The organism is Geomonas anaerohicana (genome assembly GCF_016458305.1).
Lineage (GTDB): Bacteria > Desulfobacterota > Desulfuromonadia > Geobacterales > Geobacteraceae > Geomonas > Geomonas anaerohicana.
The window spans coordinates 358,211-376,036 of sequence record NZ_JAEMHL010000003.1; the positions used below are offsets into that span (position 1 = coordinate 358,211).

Genomic DNA, 17,826 nt, shown 5'->3' on the forward strand with positions numbered 1-17,826 from the left:
TAAGATGGGAGACAACCTGGCTAGAAAAATATTGAAGGAACACCTGGTGGAAGGGGAACTGGTGCCGGGGCGGGAAATCGCCATCCGGATCGACCAGACCCTCCTGCAGGATGCGACCGGCACCATGGCCATGTTGGAATTCATGGCTACCGGCATCCCCAGGGTCAAGGTTGGACTGGCGGCGCAGTACGTCGACCACAACCTGTTGCAGACCGATAACAAGAATGCGGACGACCACGTCTTCCTCGCCACGGCGGCGCAGAAGTTCGGGGTCTACCTCTCCAAACCGGGTAACGGCGTTTCGCACCAGGTGCACCTGGAACGCTTCGGCGTCCCAGGCACCACACTTCTTGGCGCCGACTCGCACACCCCGACGGCCGCCGGTCTAGGACAGCTTGCCATCGGCGCCGGGGGACTCGACGTTGCGCTCGCCATGGCGGGGTATCCCTTCCACCTCACCTGCCCGAAAATCTTCGGGGTGAAGCTGACCGGTCAGTTGCAACCCTGGGTTTCGGGGAAGGACGTCATCCTGGAACTCCTCAGGCGCCACACGGTGAAGGGCGGGGTAGGGAAGATAATAGAGTATTACGGTCCAGGCGTCGCCACATTATCGGCGACCGATCGCGCCACCATCGGCAACATGGGGGCGGAACTGGGCGCGACCACGACGGTATTCCCAAGCGACGAGAATACCAGGGCCTTCCTGGAGGCACAGGGACGCGGCGACGTCTGGCGCGAACTCTCCGCCGACGCCGATGCGACCTACGACGAGCACGACGAGATCGACCTGTCCCAGGTGGTGCCGCTGATCGCCTGCCCGTCGTCACCGGACAACGTGGTGCCGGTCTCCGAGATCGAGGGGCTCAAGGTGGACCAGGTCATCGTCGGCAGTTCGGTCAACTCCTCCTTCCGCGATCTGATGACCGTCTGCCGTGTCCTGGAGGGGCGCCGCATCGCCCCGGGCCTTGCCTTCCACATCAACCCCGGCAGCCGCCAGGTGCTGGAGAACGTGGTCTCCCATGGCGGCTACATGATGCTCCTTTTGGCCGGAGGCCAGGTGCACCAACCCGGCTGCCTGGGCTGCATCGGCATGGGGCAGGCCCCCGGCACCAACCAGGTCTCGCTGCGCACCTTCCCGCGTAACTTCCCCGGCCGCAGCGGCACCAAGGAGGACCGGGTCTACCTCTGCTCCCCCGAGACCGCGGCCGCAGCCGGCGTTTTCGGCGTCGTCACCGACCCGCGCAAGCTCTCGGAACTGCTCCCGTGGCCGGACGTGAAGAACCCCGACCGCTACCTGGTGGACGATGCCGGCATCCAGGCGCCGGCAGAGGACGGCGGCCCGGTCGAGATCGTCACCGGTCCCAACATCGTCCCCTTCCCGGAGTTTCCCGCGCTCCCGGACCAGTTCGACCTGGAGGTGATCATCAAGGTGGGGGACAACATCTCCACCGACACCATCATGCCGGCGGGAAACAAGGTGCTCCCCTTCCGTAGCAACATTCCGGCTATCAGCAAGTTCGTCTTCGAACAGGCCGATCCCGAGTTCGCGACCCGCGCGGCGGAGAAGGGTGACGGCGCGGTGGTGGGGGGCGAGAACTACGGGCAGGGCTCGTCGCGCGAGCACGCGGCGCTGGCGCCGCGCTACCTCGGCATTCGGGTGAAGATCGCCAAGAGCTTCGCCAGGATCCATCGCTCCAACTTGATCAACTTCGGCATCCTGCCGCTGGTCTTCAAGGATCCCACCGACTACGACCGCATCAAGCAAGGGGACCGCATTACCATCCCGCGGCTGCGGGAACTGACCGAGAGCGGCGCTACGGAGATCCCGATTCGGGTCGCTGGCGCCGAGATTGTGACCCTCCTGAATGCATCGGAACGCGAGCGTCGCGAACTGGTGGCCGGGGGGCTGCTCAATTCGGTAAAGGAGGAGAACCATGGCTGAGACCCTGAGGGAGCTGCTTTCCGAGGACGAGCTGCTCCGCTTCTACGAGCAGATGGTGCTCTGCCGCGAGTTCGAGGAGAGCTGCGCAGAGCAGTACTCCAAGGGGCACATCACCGGTTTCCTGCACCTGTACTCGGGCCAGGAAGCCGTCGCGGTCGGTTGCACGGCTGGATTGCAGCAAAAGGACTACATCCTGTCCGCCTACCGCGACCACGCCCAGGCCATCGTGCGTGGCGCCGAGCCCAAGAAGGTAATGGCGGAACTGTTCGGCAAGGCAACCGGGCTTTGCAAGGGGAAGGGGGGCTCCATGCACCTCTTCGCACCGGAGCTCAACTTCATGGGAGGCTATGCTATCGTGGGTGGGCAGTTCCCTATCGCCACCGGACTTGCCTGGGGAAGCCAGCTGCTTGAAGAGGACCGCGTCACGGCGTGCTTCTTCGGCGACGGCTCGATGAACCAGGGGACCTTCCACGAGTCGCTGAACTGGTCGCGGCTTTGGGACCTGCCGGTCCTGTTCGTCTGCGAGAACAACTTCTACGGCATCGGCACCGAGGTGCACCGGGCCTCCGCCCAAGCGGCGCTGCACCGGCGCACCTGCGGCTATGACATCCCCAGTGAAAAGGTGGACGGCATGGACGTCATCGCCATGTACCAGGCCACCAAGCGGGCCGCCGAGTGGGTGCGGGAGCGGCAGCGTCCCTACTTCATCGAGGCGGTCACCTACCGCTTCCGCGGCCACTCCATGTCCGACCCCGCCAAGTACCGCAGCTCCTCCGAGACCGACGTCTGGAAGAGCCGGGACCCGATCATCAACCTTTCGCGGAGGCTCCTGGAGGAGGGGATAGCGACCCAGGAGCAGCTCGATGACATCGCCAAGCGCTGCCTGGCCCAGGTAGAGGAAAGCGTCCGCTTTGCGGAAGAGTCCCCCTGGCCCGAGGATGCCGCGGTTTGGGAGGATATCCATGTCTGAGATGACCTACCGTGACGCCATCAACCTGGCGCTTAAGGAAGAGATGCGGCGCGACAAGACCGTGGTTACCTACGGCGAGGACGTGGCGCTGTACGAGGGGGCCTTCAAGGTGACCCGGGGGCTCCTGTCGGAGTTCGGGGAGTTGCGCGTGCGCGACTGCCCCATTTCCGAGAATACGATCGTCGGGGTCGCCGTCGGCGCAGCGATGGCAGGCGTCCGCCCGGTGGCGGAGCTGATGACGGTGAACTTCGCCCTGCTCGCCATGGACCAGATCGTGAACCACATGGCCAAGGTGCGCTACATGTTTGGCGGCCAGACCAAGGTCCCCATGGTGATCCGGATGCCGGGAGGCGGGGGAAGCCAGCTGGGCGCCCAGCACTCGCAGAGCCTGGAGAGCTACTTCATGCACTGCCCCGGCATGCTGGTCGCCTATCCGGCGACGCCGGCCGATGCCAAGGGGTTGCTGAAGACCTCGATCCGCGACGACAACCCGGTTATCTTCCTGGAGCACGAGCTGCTCTACAACAGCAAGGGAGAAGTCCCGGAAGACCCGGAGTTCCTGGTACCCTTCGGCAAGGCCGCCGTGATGAGTGAGGGGGAGCAGGTGACCCTCGTGGGCTACGGACGGATGGCCATCCTTGCCCTGCAGGCCGCGCGGCAGCTGGAAAAGGAAGGGATCTCCTGCGAGGTGATCGACCTGCGCACGCTGGTCCCCCTGGACATGGAGACCGTGCTCGCCTCGGTGCGTAAGACCGGGCGGGCCATGGTCATCGAGGAATGCTGGAAAAGCGCCGGGCTGGGCGGGGACATCGCCTCCCGCATCTACGAGGGGTGCTTCGACACGCTGCTCGCGCCGGTGCGCCGCATATCCGGGCTCGATGTGCCGATGCCCTATTCGCGCAAGATCGAAAAGCTCTGCATCCCGCAGCTGGAGGGGATCGTGCAGGGCGTACATGACCTTCTTAACGAACCGTACTGAGGAGCCGCTATGAACGAGATCGTCATGCCTAAACTCTCCGATACCATGACCGAGGGGAGACTGGTCAGCTGGAAGAAGCGGGTAGGGGACGAGGTGCGCCGCGGCGAGGTGATCGCCGAGGTGGAAACCGACAAGGCGAACATGGAACTCGAGGCCTTCGTGCCCGGAGTGATGCTGGAGATCAAGGTGCAGGCCGGGGAAATGGTGCAGGTGGGGACGGTTATCGCCGTGGTCGGCAAGGCCGGCGAAAAGGGAGGCGGTGCGTCCCCTGCCGAAACCGCTCAGCCGGAGCCGGAAGCCGCGCAGCCTGAGGCAGCCCCCCAGGCGCAAGGCGAGACGCTGGACACCGTGCAGGGGCAGGGAACGGAGGCGCCCACGGCGGCTTCGGCGCAGGGCTCCCAGGATGGCCAGGGGGGTGCAGCACCGACGGCGGAGCCGGCCCGGGCGGAGGACCTTGCCGTCCAGGAGGGGGAACACCAGGCTCCGGCTGCTCCGCCTGTACCGGGAGAGGACACGACACAGCCGGCAGCCGAATCCCCGGGCACTCCTACGCAATACATACAGACGAGGGCACCCTCGCCCGGCGGTCCCGCCCCGGAATTGGGCGCCCCCGGAAGAGAGCGGGCCGCACCGGTGGTCCGCCGCCGCGCCCGGGAACTCGGCATCGATCTGGCACAGGTACGGGGCACCGGTCCTGATGGGCGCATCCTGCTCCAGGACCTGGAGGGGGAGGGGGGGAAACCTTCACAACCTGCCGAGGCCACGGCTGCGGCCCCGCTCCAGGCACAGGCACAGGCACAGGCACAGCCCCAGGTCGTGGCACCGCCGGCAGAGGCCAGGGCGCAGGGGCCGAGGCTGGTGCAGGAGGTAAAGGCGATGTCCCGACTCAGGGCGGCCGTAGCCAAGACCGTTGCGGAGTCCTGGGCACATATACCGCACTTCACCGTGACCATGGATATTGCCATGGACGAGGCGGAATCGGTGCGGCGCCAGTTGAAGCAGGGGGGGATTCGGGTCACGGTGAACGACATCATCGTCAAGGCCGTCGCACTCGCTTTGATCCGCTTCCCGCAACTCAACGCCAGCTTCGCTCAGGATGGGCTGCAGTTTCACGGGGAAGTGAACGTCAGCGTGGCGGTGGGCGTGCCGGAAGGTGTGCTCATGCCGGTGATTCACGGCTGCCAGGATCTTTCCCTGGCGGCTATCGCCCAGGAGGCCGACCGGTTGGTGCAGCGGGCGAGATCAGGCGCCCTGGCCGAACAGGAGATGGGCGGCGGGACCTTCTCCGTCTCCAACCTGGGCATGTTCCAGGTGAGCAGCTTCAGCGCCGTCATTCCCCCCTCCCAGGCCAGCGTGCTCGCGGTTGGGGCGGTGGTGGACGTCCCGGTGTTGCGCTCGGGCGTGCTGGCCAACGCCAAGATGATGAAGGTGACCCTTTCCGCCGACCACCGCGTGGTCGACGGTGCCTATGCCGCCCAATTCCTGGTCGAACTGCGGGACGTGCTGGAGAATCCGGTGCGCCTGCTCATGTAACCGAAAAGGGGCAGGCCTGCGGCCTGCCCCTCGTCCCTTTCTCCCACCGCAGCTCCCCGTCCCATTCCCCCCCGCATGTTCGTACCTCATCCCTGCCTTTTATACCTGCAGTCTCACTCCGGGCACTGCCCATACTTCAGGCGCGGCACCTGTCCCACGCCCCGCCGTAGCCGTCCCGTTTTTTTCATTATGACGCTAAAGAATGGTTCCCATGAGCCGATAGGAACAAGTGCTGCTGGGCGAAAAGACTCCCGAAGGGAAGTGCCTGCCGGCAGGAACACACACCAAGAACTGGGGGAGAGCTATGAAGTGCTTGATAGTAGATGACGAGGCTTTTTGCCGTGACTTTGTCGCCACCTTGCTCAGCGCGACGGCGGACTGTCACCAAGCCACCAGCGGCATGGAGGCTCTCGAAAAATACAACGCCGCCCTGGCGAGCGACGAACCGTTCGACCTCGTGATCATGGACATCATGATGCCCGGGATGAGCGGCCATGACGCGGCCAAGGCGATCAGGCATATCGAGAAGGAACAGAAACCGGCCAAGCGCGTTAACATCGTCATGTTGACCGCGTTGAACTCCTCGAACGACGCCATGGAGTCCTTCTGCAACGCGCAGTCGGCGGCCTACCTGGTGAAGCCGGTTTCCAAAGAGGGGCTTTTCAACGTGCTGTCCAAGCTCGGCTTGATGAAACGCTGAAAGTTTTCGGGCGGGGCTGCCGTTCCCTGAAGGGAGCTCCGCCCGTTCCACCTAGGCCACCTTGAACTGGGTCACCAGCGTGCCCAGGTCGTCCGACAGGCTGGCGAGCTCTGCAGCGGCTGTCGACGAATCCTGGGACCCCTGGACGGTGAGCTGCACCACCTCCGAAATCCTGGTGATGTTGCCGGTTATCTCACTGATGGTGGCCGTCTGCTCCTCCGCAGCGGTGGCGATCTGGTTTACCTGCATGCTGACCGCGTTGATCTGGTCCAGGATCTCCTGCAGAGCTGCCCCGGACTTCGCCGCTTCCTCCGTCCCCTGCTGCACCTCGCGCACACCTTCCTCCATCGCCAGCACCGCCCCCTTCGTTTCTCCCTGGATCGCCTTGATCATTTCGCCGATCTCTCTGGTCGCCTTCGTGGTGCGTTCAGCGAGGGCGCGCACCTCGTCGGCAACGACCGCGAAACCGCGCCCCTGTTCCCCGGCACGAGCCGCTTCGATGGCGGCGTTCAGCGCCAGCAGGTTGGTCTGGTCGGCGATGTCCTCTATGGTTCCCACGATGGCGCCGATCTGGTCCGAGCGTTCCCCGAGGCTTTCCACGGTACGGGAGGTTGCGTTGACCCGGTCGGCGATCCTGTTCATTACCTCGACGGTTTGTGCCACTACCTGTGCCCCCGTCTCCGCTGCGCTGCTGGCCTGCTTGGAATTTCGGGCGGCTTCGTGGCAGTTGAGCGCGATCTCGTTGGACGTGGCCGACATCTGTTCGCTTGCCGTCGCGACGGTCTGGGCTTGGCAGGCGACCTGTTCCGCTCCGCTTGCCATCTGCTCGGCACTGCGCTGCAGCAGGCTCGACGATGCGGCTATGCCGCAGGAGATGTCACCGGTTCGCCTCACCATGTCACGCAGGTGCTGCACCATGGTGCCGATGGCAGCCATGAGCCGACCCGTCTCCGCAGAATCGTCACCCTCGATCTCAGCGGTGAGGTCGCGTTGGGCGATGCGCCCGGCGGTAACGACAGCAACGTGGAGCGGCCCGGATATGCACCTGTCCAGCCACAGTGCCGCGACAAAGGCGCTGCCGATCGCGACCAGCAGCAGGGCGAGGATGGCAAGCCTAGCGCCGCGAACGCTTGGCGGAGTCTGGGCCTGCACCACGCCGCTGTCGGCGCTGGCGGCACCCAGTTGACGCAAGGCGTCCTGGATTTCCCCTCGCCGCACCTTGAGGTCTCGCAAACCCTGGAGTGCCAGGTCCTTGTCCCCCAGGTTGATGAGCTGCAAGGACCTGCTGCGGGCCGCTTGGGCTGCGGCAACCTTGGTCGACAGAGCGAGGATCAGGGACTTTTCCTTGTCGGTGACCGACGCAGACTTTAGTTGATCCACCTTTTCCGAAACGGCTTTTTCGGTCGCCGCTATCGCATTCAACTCCGGTCTGGCCCCCGCGATACCCCCCGTTGCCAGCGCCTCCGCCAGGCGCTGTGCGGCGCCGGCGTTTGCCGCACCCATCTCGGCGATGGCTCGCATCTGCGCGACCTGCCGGCCTGCCTGGCTTTGCGCGCCGGCGGCCGCGGCACTGATGCCGTACAACGCGGTGATTGCAAGGAGGACCGACACCACGCAGCTGATGCCGAAGCCGACGAAAAGTTTCGACCTGAGGTTCAAGTTGGTGCGCATCCCGTTCCTCCCTTTGGACCGTGAACTAATGTAGAAAATTAAAACAAATTCACAGTATAGGGTGGGATGTGTACCTGTCAAGGTGACGTGGGGAGAGTCCGCCGCCAGCTGTCACGGACCGGATTTGTGTCGGTAACAGCGCCAATTGTCTTTGCAGCCGACTCCCCTTGTGTTAGTTTGCGCCAACAGCTACCAAAAGGAGTGAGTCATGGACCAGGATCTAAAAGAAGCGATTTTCCGGCAGGTTGAGCGCGAACCTTTCGCGCAGGCTTTGAAGATGCAACTGGTAGCGCTCGATGACGGATTTTCCGCAGTGGAGATGGCCTACGATGCGGATGCGATGAACAACATGTTCGGTCGAGCCCACGGAGGGGCGATTTTTTCCCTCATCGACGAGGCCTTCGAGACCGTCTGTCAGACGGTCGGCAGCGTCACCGTTGCTCTCAACGTTTCGGTGAACTACGTGGCCAGTCCCGAGGTCGGAGCGAGGCTCAGGGCTGAGGCGCGCGAGGTGAACAGCACCAGGAAGACCGCCAGCTATGACATAAAGGTTCATGACCAGGATGGCACGCTCATAGCGGTCTGCCAGGCGCTGGCATACCGGACCGGGAAGCCGCTCCCTTTCCTCTCAGAGGTTCAGGCGTAGCCGGAGAAGTACTTTCCACACCCAGCTGATAGTGACAGGGGATCTGCGACGGAGTTATAATGGTCGTGATCCGGCTCGCAGTGAGGTCATCGCCAGGCATAGCAGGTTTTACTGCCGGGATGATGTAACAAGCGCGAGCTGAAGAGGGAACCTGAAATGGTTGGGGAGGAGTTATGAAACGGACTTTTCTGATCCTCGTTGCGCTTTTGTCTATCGGCCTTAGTGGTCACAACGCTACTGCAGGAGTAAACCTCAGCATCAATATCGGTCCGCCGGTAGTTTTGGGCGCTCCGTCGGCCATGGTCATGGTGCCGGGGACCACCGTTTACTTCGCGCCCGGTTTTGAAGCCGACATCTTCTTCTACGGCGGCTATTGGTGGTCGCCGCGCGGCGACCGCTGGTATCGGGCCGGCGACTACGACGGGCCGTGGCGCATGGTGTCCCGCAGTTCGGTCCCGCGCCCGGTGTATCGGGTGCCGAGGGAGTACCGCGAGATGTACGGTAAGGAACGCCACATCCCCTATGGTCAGTGGAAAAAGGAACGAGGTGGGCACGGCAACGGCGGCGGACGCGGTCATGGTCGCGGCCACGACTAACTGTCAACCGGACTGGCCGATGGCCAGCCACCAGGCGTAGAGCACCACCGAGGCGCTGGCCAGCGCGAGCAGGGCGTTGGCCAGCCGTCCCGGCCTGCCCAGGTAACCCACCAGCAGTTCAGCGACAAACCCCAACAGACAGCCGAACATGAAGCCGAACAGGTGCGCGCCCAGGTCGGTCCTTTCTCCCTCCGTGCCCAGCAGCACCAAAAGCGACAGCGCTGCGGCGATGGGGAGCGGCCACCTCCTGCGCAGGTGGTGCCGGTAGCGCATCATGGTGAGGGCTCCCAGGATGCCGACGGCGCCGAAGACCGCCGTTGACGCGCCGACCGAGGTGTGGCTGGGAAGCTGGACGTAGGCGTTGGCAAGGTTACCGCAGACACCGGAGGCGAGCAGCAGCGTCCAGGCCAGCCCGGAGCCGAGGTCCCGGCAGAGGTAGACGATGAAGACCCCGCCGATGGCGAGGTTGCTGATGAGGTGCAGCGCGTCGGCGTGCAGGGTAAGCGCCGTCGCCAGGCGCCACCACTCCCCCTTGAGGATCAGGCCGGCATGGGCGTTCCCGATGTCGATCCAGTCGACCGGGTAGTGCCCCAAAACCTTCAGGTCCAGGTTGGTCAGGTTGTAAAAGGTGGCCAGCAGGACCAGGATGGAAAGGGTGGGGAGAGTGTTCTCCTTCATGGGGTGCACCGGCGGCAGGAACGGCGGCCAGTTGCGGTTCTCCTCGACGTAGAGGTTCAGCTCCCGACAGGCGGCGTCGTAGTTCTCCGGCGCGACCCATACCTGCCACCCCCGCGGTCCCGGTTCCAGTCGGCATTCGATGAAGCGCGACTCCAACACCAGCGCCCACAGGCGGGCCTGGCGCAGGGACAGCTTGCGCCCCCGCTCCTCCACCCGCCAGACCGGGACGATACGCCAGTCATCCTGCGGCTCTACGCTATGTTCCTGGTCCTCGCTCATGCCCGGCAGTATGTCAGATCCTTCCCGCTCCGTCATCAATAAAGGGGATGCTCCACCGCAGGCTTCTTCTCCTGGTCGCTCCATGCTGCCTTTACCCGCCGCTGGACCGCTGCAAACGGCGGCCCAACCCCCTTTCCTTGACTATTTTTATCCCAGTGCTACAAGAAGCTAGTGCTGACGCACGGTTAAATCAAGGGGGGGCTGACAGAAAGATTGATCCGAAGGAGAAACCAGGATGCGATCCAGGGTCAGGCTGACTAAAGCGGCGCTCCCGCAAGGGATGCAGCCTCTCGGTGGACGTTGCGGCACTCCCGGTTGCAGGCACCGTCACCCTTCGCGCAGGTGGCCGATCCGGATGCGCTGGCATCGCAGGCTGATCCGCATCGGCAAGAGGAGGTACGTCAACATGATCAGCGACAAGATCAGGGGACTGGCCGAGCAGGTGGGGCATGCTTTCGTGGCAAGCTGCGATACCGGCGGCCATCCGCATCTCGCTGCAGGCAGAGGGATCGCCCTGTTCGAGCCCAACCGGCTGGTATTCGAGTCCTGGTTCTGCCCAACCACCATGAGAAACCTGAAGGAAAATCCCCACGTCTCGGTAGTGGTCGCTGATGATGCCGGAAACGGCTACCAGTTCGTGGGGAAGGTGGAAAAGGCGACCGACACCGCGGTCTTGAACGGATATGCCCCCGAACTCGAGCCTGCCGGTTTACCGCAGGTGCAATGGAGGCTCGAGATCAGGGTAGAAGGGGTGATGGCTTTTACTGCCGATGCTCATTCGGACCGCCCGCTCGGATAGGTGGCGGTCCGCTGTCAGTTTCACTTCGTTTTGAGGAGCAGTTCTTCCGCCCTGGGCAGGTCTTCCTCCGCTACCTCGATTTCACCGCTTACATCCTCCTTGGCTCGGCCGGTCACGAAATACTCGACCCCACCCTGTTTCAGCACCGCCTCGACGCGGGCCAACTCGGCTTCGCTCCTGGCATCGTAGAATTTCACCATGGTTCATCCTCCTTGTTCGCTGGTGCGCCTCAGAGGTGTGAGGGGGGCTGAACGGTCAGTTCCGCCTCTCGTGCCGCACGCTCGCGGCTGATCCTGCTGCGCGGGCTTTCCAGGGCGCGGTCGATGGACCAGCGGCCTGCACCGAAGATCATGATGTTCACCGCCACCGTGATGGCGAGAAGCTGGAACTCCACCCCCGGTGACAGCTGTTTGCCGCTCCACGTGGTCAGGAATCCGTTGCCGTAGTTCAGCACCCCGAATGATGCCAGCATCACCAGGATTACTGCAGCGGCTACGATGCGTACGTAGGCTCCCAGCATTAGTGCGATACCTCCGAAGAACTGGGTCATGATGATGAGTACGCCGACTATCTTCGGCATCCCAAGCTGCGTGGTCATCACAGCCATAGCCTGCTCAAATCCCAGTCCATAAAACCATCCTAGCAGATTTTGAGCACCATGTAGAAACATCACGAGCCCCAGTCCCACTCTCAGTACCGTCCCGCCCCAGCTGTCGTTGGTCAGCAATAACCTTTCCATTGTCCTTCCTCCTTTTGTCTTGTCGTTGCTCGACGCCATTAGTTCAGCTGCCCGTCGCTATGTGGCACTCTCCGGAATTTGGCTTAGCAAATTCTAATCACATCCATTGCAAAAGCAAGAGCGTTCCTCACCGCTGACCGGTGGGGCATTTCGCCTTGCGGGCTACGTCATTTAGCGCAGGACTGGGCCGGATTTCGCGTAAAGGCCGGGTTGCTTGCCGCGGTTGCAGTGGTTTCATGGTTTCACGCGTCTTCACACCATCGGCGTCGGATTAATCTCCCGTGCAAGGTGCTCGGAAATGGACAAAGATTTCCCGAGGTTGGCAAGAGAGCCTGGGACTGGAATTTTAATAAAGGCTTTGCTCCCCCTTAAATGTGCGAAGTTTGCACAATTTGGGCACGCTTTAGGCAGCTAATGTAGTCAAATGCCCACTGGGCGCGGTCAGTACTCGATTGAATGCATTGGGGTGTGAAATGAAGAGAAGGGTCCTGATAGTTGACGACGTAGAAGATATCAGGCAGATGCTGCGTTTCATGGTGGAGAGGGAAGGGCACGTCATCGTTGCGGAGGCCGCCAACGGTGTCGAGGCGGTCGAGAAGTTCCGGGAGCATCGCCCTGACGTTACCATCATGGACATCGACATGCCGCTGATGACTGGCGTCGAAGCGGCACGGGAGATCCGCGACATGGGCGGCAGCACGCGGATCGTATTCTGCAGCGGGGGGTATTCCAAGTTCGAGACGCCCCCCCAGGAACTGCGCAGTGAAGGGAGTACCTTTTTACGCAAGCCCTTTCTGCCCGCACAGTTGTACCAGGCACTGGCTGCCTGAGCACCTTATGTGATGTTGTGATTGCTTGTCATGAATTCCTGCTTGTCATGGATTGTTCTGTATCGGTTGCAATGATGTAATGTGATGTACTGTGATGGATTGATGTGATGTGGTGAATGCAATGTTCTTTCTAATGTCCTTGTTTTGCTGATATGATGGAGACCTGTAGTTTTGTTGATGTTATGACCTTTTGGGTCGCAAATGTTGTCTGATTACTTTAACGATCGCTGTGTTTGAGTTGTGACTGGGGGGCCCTGTGTGGGCTCCCTTTTTTTTTCGTCCCGGCGGTAGCTTCACACTTCCGACTGCCCTGGCCATCTTGTCCTGGTCGAGCGAACTCTTCTTTACTTCGAGCCAGTGACCAATTTGATGTATGCGATTTGCCCCTGCTTGTGCTAGGGTAGTGTTTTGCCGTGCGGGGGGGCGCGCTGCCCCTGCGTCTGGCCACGAGAAATACAATGAATGGTAGGGTGGGTATTTCATCATGACCTCAGAACATCTGCAAAAAGTTACCGATCAGCTCGACAAGCTCCACGGTCACGCCTACTTCCGGGTGGAAGAGGGGATCCTCAAGGAGTGCCTGACCGGATTGATCCTCGATGCCGTCGAGGGCGATCTCGCCGAACAACTGGCGAGCGGTTCCTTCGACCTGGAGGTGAGCGTCGGGGTCCAGGAAGGGGAGACCGAGCCGACGGTCGATTACCGCGTCGATCGTCCCGGAGTCATCTATCGCGCCGATGCCCCCGTTTCCCGCCTCAGCGTCCCCGCGTTGGAGGACCTGGCGCGCTTCCTGGAGCACCTGGTGCAGCAGGCGCAGGCGGCGCCGGTGGTCGAGGAAAAGGGCGCCGGCAGCAACATCGTGCGCAAGAAGCAGGACCACGACCACCATGAAAAAGAGGCGGCCGCGGCGCGGCTCAAGGTCACCCCGCAGTGGCTGAAGAGCGTGGTTCCCTGCACCGATTACAGTTACGACGAGATCGACGGCAAGAAATACATCCGGGAGTACTACTGGTCCCGGGAGCTGATCGAGCGTCTCTTCAAGATCAAGTCGAGCAAGACCACGCCCGAGGATCTGCAGTACGTGGCCAAGGAATGCTGTGACGGTGATGCCGACTGGGCGCGCGACCTGATCGCCCGTCTCAAGTCGCCCAACCGTCCCGAGCAGCAGCCAAAGGAGCAGCCGCAGAAGAACCAGCCCCAGAAGGAAAAGGAAAAGGGTGCCGTGCAGCAGCAGGCGAAACCTGCGGCAGGCGATCGCCCCCGCAGCAGGTCCCGGCACAGGAAGTCCTTCCGGCACGGCAAGGACGGCGGCCGCAAGCCCGAGGGAGCTTCCGAGGCGAAGAAACCTTCCTAACCTTCCTCATTACTCGGTAGCGATCGCTCCGCCCTCACCCTGGCCCTCTCCCGGAGGGAGAGGGGATGTTGGTGGCAGGGGCACAAAAGGATTTGGCACAACTAAAAAAAGGTCCTCCTCGACGCGTGAGGGGGACCTTTTTGTTTGTGCAGGTGGCGGCGGGAGGCGCTACCCCGTTTGCTGGCAACGCGCTTTGCCGGGCCTTATTGCGCGCGCAGGTACTTCGCGAAGGCGGTGTCCACCTTCTTGATGTGCTGGATCAGCCAGTTGGCCAGGGTCCTGTTGGTCTGGATCACCAGGGGAAGGGTGGCCCCTTCGTTGCGGAAGGAGTCGGTCAGCTTGTGCACGTCGGTGATGAAAGCGACGTGCTGCGCCTTGTGTGCCGGGTAGTCGGGATAGTTGCTCCCCTTTTGCAGTTGCTCCTCGGCGGCGAAATGCTCTTTTACGTAGTCCTCCAGGAAGAGCAGCAGCTTGAGGACCTCCTCGTTGCCTTTCCCCTCGTTGCAGGCGCTCAGCAGGCGGTCGAACCTCCTGAAGATCTCCTTGTGCTGCTCGTCGATTTCGTTCACGCCGATGGCCAGGTCACTGGTCCACTCGATGTTCATGTTGTGCTCCTTTTGGGTTTGTCTGCTGTGGTTATGGTGCGCTCCCCAAACAGCTGCTGCGGGAGCGTCATTGTTCGCTTTCGGCGGGGGCGAGCGGGTCCATCCCCGGCAGTTCTATTTCGAAGCAGGTGCCCATCCCCGGGGTGCTCGACACCCTGATGTCGCCGCCGTGGTCCTTGACGATGCCGTAGGAGACCGAGAGGCCGAGGCCGGTGCCGGTGTCCTTGGTGGTGAAGAAGGGGGTGAAGATCTTCTCCAGGTGCTCGGCGCTGATCCCCTTGCCGGTGTCGCGGATCTCGACGATGCAGCCGTTGCCCGGGCCGTGCCGGCGGGTGGTGAGCCGCAGGGTGCCTCCGTCGGGGAGCATGGCCTGCACCGCGTTCAGGATGATGTTGCTGAACACCTGCCGCAGCTGGTCGGTGTCGCCGGTGACCGGTCCCAGGTTCAGGTCGTATTCCCATTTCACGGAGACCGCGTCCATGGGGACCTGGTGCCTGATCTGGGCGACGATGTCGTCCAGTACCTCGTGCACCATGAACTGGCGCTGGTTCAGCGACTTCTGGCGCGCGAAGGTCAAAAGGTTGCCCACGATCTTCGCCATGCGTTCGGTCTGCTGGCTGATGATCTCGACCTCTTCGTGGTTGGGATGATCGCTGGGGAGGCACATATCCAGGACTTCGGTGTTGCCGCGGATGATGGCCAGCGGTGTGTTGATCTCGTGGGCGACGCCGGCGGCGACGATGCCCAGGTCCGCCAGTTTCTCCGCGCGCGCCAGGTCCGCCTGGGTCTGCGCCAGGAGTTTCGTCTTGTCGGAGAGTTGCGCGGTGCGCTCCTCTATCTTCAGCTCCAGGGCCCGGTGCAAGAGGCCGATCTCCGCCTCCTGGCGCCCCAGCGCCCGGGTCATCAGGTTGAACGCCTCGGCCAGGTCGCCCACCTCGTCGGTCGACTGCACCTCGATCTGCAGGTCGCGCTCGCCGCGGGCCACCCGGTGCGCCAGTTTCTCCAGTTCCTTGATCGGGCGCGCCAACAGGGTCCCTATGAAACCGGAGACGGCGATGCCGATCAGCGAGGTGACGAAGAGCACCAGGTACAGGATCGAGTTGACGCTCTTTTGCATGTGGGTGTAGGGCTTTTCCAGCATCCCCACGTAGAGCGAGCCGATCGCCTTGCCCTGCAGGTCGATGATCGGTTCGTAGGCGGTGAAGTACCAGTCGTTGACCACGAAGGCGCGGCCGATCCACTTCTTCTTCTCCTGGATCACCTGCTTGTAGACCTGCTCGGAGACGCGGGTGCCGATGGCCCTGGCACCGTCGGTGGTGCGCACGTTGGTCGCGATGCGGGTGTCACCGAGGAAGATGGTGGCGCTCCCCACGTCGGTCCCTTTGAACTGCACCCCCTCGTAGACGATCTCCTTGATCTTGTCCACCAGGGCGTTGTTGTTGTTGAGGAGGATGCCGCCGTAGAGGGCGCCGATCACGGCGCCGGAGCCGTTTCTGAGCGGGAAAGCGGACACCATCAGCATCCCGGAACGCTCCGTCTTGTCGGCGCGCGGCCGGGCATGCGGCGTGGAGACGAGGGGAATGGTGGCGCGGTTGGTAAGGGCGATCCCTTCCTTGCCCAGTTCCTCCGGTGTGAGCACCGTGGTGCCGGTTACGGCGATCCCCTTGAGCGCCTGTTGCACGAAGTAGGAGGTCTGCTGGTCGCCTTTGAGCTGGGGGCTGTGAGCGCGGAAGAGCACCCGTCCGGAGGCGTCGACCGCGGTGAGAAGATCGAGGTGCTTGTTCTCCATGCGGCTGCGCAAAAGGGACTGGATGTTCTTCTCGCCGGCCACGATGGAGTTGGCGTTGTAGGGGTTGGTGGCGGTGAGGTCCATCAACTCCCGGATATGCTCGAGGTCGTTCCGGTACACCTCGCGCGCCGAGTTGAGGTCGGTGCGCACCTTTTCCTGGGCCTGGCTGGCGATCTTGTCGTTGATGATGTAGAGACCGGCCAGGGAACAGATGAAGAAGGCGACGAAGAGGGGGGCGACGGAGCCGACGGTGAGCTTGGCCCGGATCGGGAAACGCCTGAGCATCAGCGTGCTCCCTCGTCTTCCAGCCCGTACTCCTCGATCTTGCGGTCCAGGGTGCGCCTGGCGATCTCGAGGATCTTGGCGGCCCGGCTTTTGTTGTTCCCGGAGGCCTTGAGGACGTGCAGGATGTGCTCGCGCTCCACGGTCTCCAGGGAGACCAGGCGCTTGCCGCCGTCCTGCCTGGTTTCGGGAAGCTGGACCGGCGTGCGCCACACCGGCAGGGTTTCGGCGGTGATGGTGCTGCCGCGGGTGAGGATGGCGGCGCGTTCGATCGCGTTCTCCAGCTCGCGGATGTTGCCGGGCCAGTTGTACGACTTCAGGAGCTGCATCGCCTCGCGGGTGAAGTCGTTGATGTCGCGCTTCATGCGCGCCGCGTACTTGGCCAGGAAGTGCCGTGCCAGCAGTTCGATGTCCTCGCCGCGGTCCCGCAAGGGGGGGAGGTGCAGCGAGATGACGTTGAGCCGGAAAAAGAGGTCTTCGCGGAAGCGCTTCTGGCGCACCTCCTCCTCGAGGTCCTTGTTGGTCGCGGCCAGGAAGCGGATGTCGACGCTCTTGGCCTTGGTGTCGCCGACGGGGATGAAATCTCCCTCCTGCAGCACGCGCAACAGCTTCGCCTGGATGGCGGGGCTCATGTCCCCCACCTCGTCTAGAAACAGCGTGCCGTGGTTGGCGGCCTCCAGGAGCCCCTTCTGTGCGGTGATGGCCCCGGTGAAGGCGCCTTTCACGTGCCCGAAGAGCTGGCTTTCCAAAAGGGTGTCGGAGAGGGCGGCGCAGTTGATGGTGAGGAAGCGTTCCTTGGCCCTCGGGCTGTTGTTGTGGATCAGGCTGGCGACCAGTTCCTTGCCGGTGCCCGACTCCCCGAGGATCACCACGTTGGATTCGCTCTGGGCTACCAGCATGGCCATGTCGTGGACGCGGCGGAAGGCCTCGGAATTGAAGATGAGCGGCGTGGACGCCGACGGTATGCCCAGTTCGTCCTTGAGGGCGCTGTTTTCCTTGAGCAGTTCCTTGCGCTCCAGGACCTTTTCCAGGATCCCGAAGATCTTTTCCTTGGGGAAGGGCTTGGTGACGTAGTCGTAGGCGCCGAGCTTCATCGCCTCGATGGCGGAGTTGATGGAGGCGTAGGCGGTCATCATCACCACCGGGACGTCCAGCTTCATCCTCTTCACGCGCTGCAGTATTTCCAGGCCGTCCAGGTCGGGCATCTTCACGTCGAGGAGCATCAGGTCGCCGTCGTCAAGCCCCCGGTTTTCCAGGCAGTTCATCAGGGAGGTGCCGGAGCTGAACACCTCGAGCTCCAGCCCCTTGGCCGATAGAATCTTGCTCAGATACCTGAGGATCTCGACCTCGTCGTCGCAAATGATCACCTTGCCGTTATACATGTTCTTGTTCACCCGTACTGTTGGGGCCGTCTGCGTTTATCGGCGCGCTGCG

General features: G+C 62.7%; 17 protein-coding genes. 10 read left to right on the forward strand and 7 right to left on the reverse strand.

Annotated elements, in window-relative coordinates:
* Positions 1 to 4 precede the first annotated feature (4 nt).
* The 5 genes from JFN91_RS07965 (at position 5) to JFN91_RS07985 (ending at position 6,124) form a co-directional block, all read left to right on the forward strand.
* A complete protein-coding gene (locus tag JFN91_RS07965; protein ID WP_199388670.1) occupies positions 5 to 1,942 on the forward strand; it encodes an aconitate hydratase in 1,938 nt (645 codons plus the stop codon).
* Complete coding sequence (pdhA, locus tag JFN91_RS07970; RefSeq protein ID WP_199388671.1) at positions 1,935 to 2,912, forward strand: pyruvate dehydrogenase (acetyl-transferring) E1 component subunit alpha; 978 nt, start codon at positions 1,935 to 1,937, stop codon at positions 2,910 to 2,912. Before JFN91_RS07965 ends, pdhA begins: the two co-directional genes overlap by 8 nt.
* Positions 2,905 to 3,891 carry an alpha-ketoacid dehydrogenase subunit beta gene (locus tag JFN91_RS07975; RefSeq protein WP_199388672.1) on the forward strand — a complete coding sequence of 329 codons (987 nt, stop codon included), beginning with the start codon at positions 2,905 to 2,907 and terminating at the stop codon, positions 3,889 to 3,891. Before pdhA ends, JFN91_RS07975 begins: the two co-directional genes overlap by 8 nt.
* Positions 3,892 to 3,900: 9 nt before the next feature.
* Entirely contained in the window at positions 3,901 to 5,424 is a 1,524-nt protein-coding gene (locus JFN91_RS07980) for a dihydrolipoamide acetyltransferase family protein (protein ID WP_199388673.1), read from the forward strand.
* A gap of 304 nt (positions 5,425 to 5,728) precedes the next feature.
* The gene (locus JFN91_RS07985) at positions 5,729 to 6,124 is read left to right on the forward strand and encodes a response regulator (RefSeq protein WP_183346240.1); all 396 of its coding nucleotides are present in this window, start codon (positions 5,729 to 5,731) and stop codon (positions 6,122 to 6,124) included.
* 51 nt (positions 6,125 to 6,175) lie between these two features.
* On the opposite strand, the gene JFN91_RS07990 is transcribed toward JFN91_RS07985, so the two are convergent.
* Positions 6,176 to 7,795: a methyl-accepting chemotaxis protein gene (locus JFN91_RS07990; RefSeq protein ID WP_199388674.1), complete on the reverse strand. Its 1,620-nt coding sequence runs from the start codon at positions 7,793 to 7,795 to the stop codon at positions 6,176 to 6,178.
* Positions 7,796 to 8,003: 208 nt separating this feature from the next.
* Between JFN91_RS07990 and JFN91_RS07995 the strand changes: the two genes are divergently transcribed.
* Both JFN91_RS07995 and JFN91_RS08000 read left to right on the forward strand, forming a co-directional pair.
* Positions 8,004 to 8,441, forward strand: coding sequence for a PaaI family thioesterase (locus JFN91_RS07995; protein WP_199388675.1), 438 nt, complete (start codon positions 8,004 to 8,006; stop codon positions 8,439 to 8,441).
* A 173-nt stretch (positions 8,442 to 8,614) separates the two neighbouring features.
* Positions 8,615 to 9,037 (forward strand): hypothetical protein, encoded by a 423-nt coding sequence (locus tag JFN91_RS08000; protein ID WP_199388676.1) that lies wholly within the window; start codon positions 8,615 to 8,617, stop codon positions 9,035 to 9,037.
* A 3-nt stretch (positions 9,038 to 9,040) separates the two neighbouring features.
* Here the strand turns inward: JFN91_RS08000 and JFN91_RS08005 are convergent, their stop codons facing one another.
* Positions 9,041 to 10,030 (reverse strand): rhomboid family intramembrane serine protease, encoded by a 990-nt coding sequence (locus tag JFN91_RS08005; RefSeq protein ID WP_236015029.1) that lies wholly within the window; start codon positions 10,028 to 10,030, stop codon positions 9,041 to 9,043.
* A 319-nt stretch (positions 10,031 to 10,349) separates the two neighbouring features.
* Between JFN91_RS08005 and JFN91_RS08010 the strand changes: the two genes are divergently transcribed.
* A complete protein-coding gene (locus JFN91_RS08010; protein WP_236015030.1) occupies positions 10,350 to 10,793 on the forward strand; it encodes a pyridoxamine 5'-phosphate oxidase family protein in 444 nt (147 codons plus the stop codon).
* A gap of 20 nt (positions 10,794 to 10,813) precedes the next feature.
* Here the strand turns inward: JFN91_RS08010 and JFN91_RS08015 are convergent, their stop codons facing one another.
* Together JFN91_RS08015 and JFN91_RS08020 are read right to left on the reverse strand one after the other, a co-directional pair.
* A complete protein-coding gene (locus JFN91_RS08015; RefSeq protein ID WP_199388677.1) occupies positions 10,814 to 10,993 on the reverse strand; it encodes a putative signal transducing protein in 180 nt (59 codons plus the stop codon).
* A 29-nt stretch (positions 10,994 to 11,022) separates the two neighbouring features.
* Positions 11,023 to 11,571 carry a DoxX family protein gene (locus JFN91_RS08020; RefSeq protein WP_328746258.1) on the reverse strand — a complete coding sequence of 183 codons (549 nt, stop codon included), beginning with the start codon at positions 11,569 to 11,571 and terminating at the stop codon, positions 11,023 to 11,025.
* A 434-nt stretch (positions 11,572 to 12,005) separates the two neighbouring features.
* Between JFN91_RS08020 and JFN91_RS08025 the strand changes: the two genes are divergently transcribed.
* Positions 12,006 to 12,362, forward strand: coding sequence for a response regulator transcription factor (locus tag JFN91_RS08025; RefSeq protein WP_199388679.1), 357 nt, complete (start codon positions 12,006 to 12,008; stop codon positions 12,360 to 12,362).
* Between the two features lie 484 nt (positions 12,363 to 12,846).
* The gene (locus tag JFN91_RS08030) at positions 12,847 to 13,716 is read left to right on the forward strand and encodes a hypothetical protein (RefSeq protein ID WP_199388680.1); all 870 of its coding nucleotides are present in this window, start codon (positions 12,847 to 12,849) and stop codon (positions 13,714 to 13,716) included.
* A 203-nt stretch (positions 13,717 to 13,919) separates the two neighbouring features.
* Here the strand turns inward: JFN91_RS08030 and JFN91_RS08035 are convergent, their stop codons facing one another.
* From JFN91_RS08035 to JFN91_RS08045, 3 genes are all read right to left on the reverse strand, one after another.
* A complete protein-coding gene (locus JFN91_RS08035; protein WP_199388681.1) occupies positions 13,920 to 14,321 on the reverse strand; it encodes a bacteriohemerythrin in 402 nt (133 codons plus the stop codon).
* Between the two features lie 67 nt (positions 14,322 to 14,388).
* Positions 14,389 to 16,395, reverse strand: a complete 2,007-nt coding sequence (locus JFN91_RS08040; RefSeq protein ID WP_199388682.1) for a cache domain-containing protein — start codon at positions 16,393 to 16,395, stop codon at positions 14,389 to 14,391.
* Positions 16,395 to 17,774, reverse strand: a complete 1,380-nt coding sequence (locus JFN91_RS08045) for a sigma-54-dependent transcriptional regulator (RefSeq protein WP_199388895.1) — start codon at positions 17,772 to 17,774, stop codon at positions 16,395 to 16,397. The genes JFN91_RS08040 and JFN91_RS08045 overlap by 1 nt, the downstream gene beginning before the upstream one ends.
* Between the last annotated feature and the right edge of the window lie 52 nt (positions 17,775 to 17,826).

Excerpts from the sequence above, each read along its gene's own strand:
- JFN91_RS07965 (WP_199388670.1), top strand. The coding sequence starts at position 5 with ATGGGAGACAACCTGGCTAGAAAAATATTGAAGGAACACCTGGTGGAA.
- JFN91_RS08035 (WP_199388681.1), bottom strand. The coding sequence starts at position 14,321 with ATGAACATCGAGTGGACCAGTGACCTGGCCATCGGCGTGAACGAAATC.
- JFN91_RS07985 (WP_183346240.1), top strand. The coding sequence starts at position 5,729 with ATGAAGTGCTTGATAGTAGATGACGAGGCTTTTTGCCGTGACTTTGTC.
- JFN91_RS07975 (WP_199388672.1), top strand. The coding sequence starts at position 2,905 with ATGTCTGAGATGACCTACCGTGACGCCATCAACCTGGCGCTTAAGGAA.
- JFN91_RS08000 (WP_199388676.1), top strand. The coding sequence starts at position 8,615 with ATGAAACGGACTTTTCTGATCCTCGTTGCGCTTTTGTCTATCGGCCTT.
- JFN91_RS08045 (WP_199388895.1), bottom strand. The coding sequence starts at position 17,774 with ATGTATAACGGCAAGGTGATCATTTGCGACGACGAGGTCGAGATCCTC.
- JFN91_RS08010 (WP_236015030.1), top strand. The coding sequence starts at position 10,350 with ATGCGCTGGCATCGCAGGCTGATCCGCATCGGCAAGAGGAGGTACGTC.
- JFN91_RS07980 (WP_199388673.1), top strand. The coding sequence starts at position 3,901 with ATGAACGAGATCGTCATGCCTAAACTCTCCGATACCATGACCGAGGGG.
- JFN91_RS08025 (WP_199388679.1), top strand. The coding sequence starts at position 12,006 with ATGAAGAGAAGGGTCCTGATAGTTGACGACGTAGAAGATATCAGGCAG.
- JFN91_RS08015 (WP_199388677.1), bottom strand. The coding sequence starts at position 10,993 with ATGGTGAAATTCTACGATGCCAGGAGCGAAGCCGAGTTGGCCCGCGTC.
- pdhA (WP_199388671.1), top strand. The coding sequence starts at position 1,935 with ATGGCTGAGACCCTGAGGGAGCTGCTTTCCGAGGACGAGCTGCTCCGC.
- JFN91_RS07990 (WP_199388674.1), bottom strand. The coding sequence starts at position 7,795 with ATGCGCACCAACTTGAACCTCAGGTCGAAACTTTTCGTCGGCTTCGGC.
- JFN91_RS08030 (WP_199388680.1), top strand. The coding sequence starts at position 12,847 with ATGACCTCAGAACATCTGCAAAAAGTTACCGATCAGCTCGACAAGCTC.
- JFN91_RS08040 (WP_199388682.1), bottom strand. The coding sequence starts at position 16,395 with ATGCTCAGGCGTTTCCCGATCCGGGCCAAGCTCACCGTCGGCTCCGTC.
- JFN91_RS07995 (WP_199388675.1), top strand. The coding sequence starts at position 8,004 with ATGGACCAGGATCTAAAAGAAGCGATTTTCCGGCAGGTTGAGCGCGAA.
- JFN91_RS08005 (WP_236015029.1), bottom strand. The coding sequence starts at position 10,030 with ATGACGGAGCGGGAAGGATCTGACATACTGCCGGGCATGAGCGAGGAC.
- JFN91_RS08020 (WP_328746258.1), bottom strand. The coding sequence starts at position 11,571 with ATGGCGTCGAGCAACGACAAGACAAAAGGAGGAAGGACAATGGAAAGG.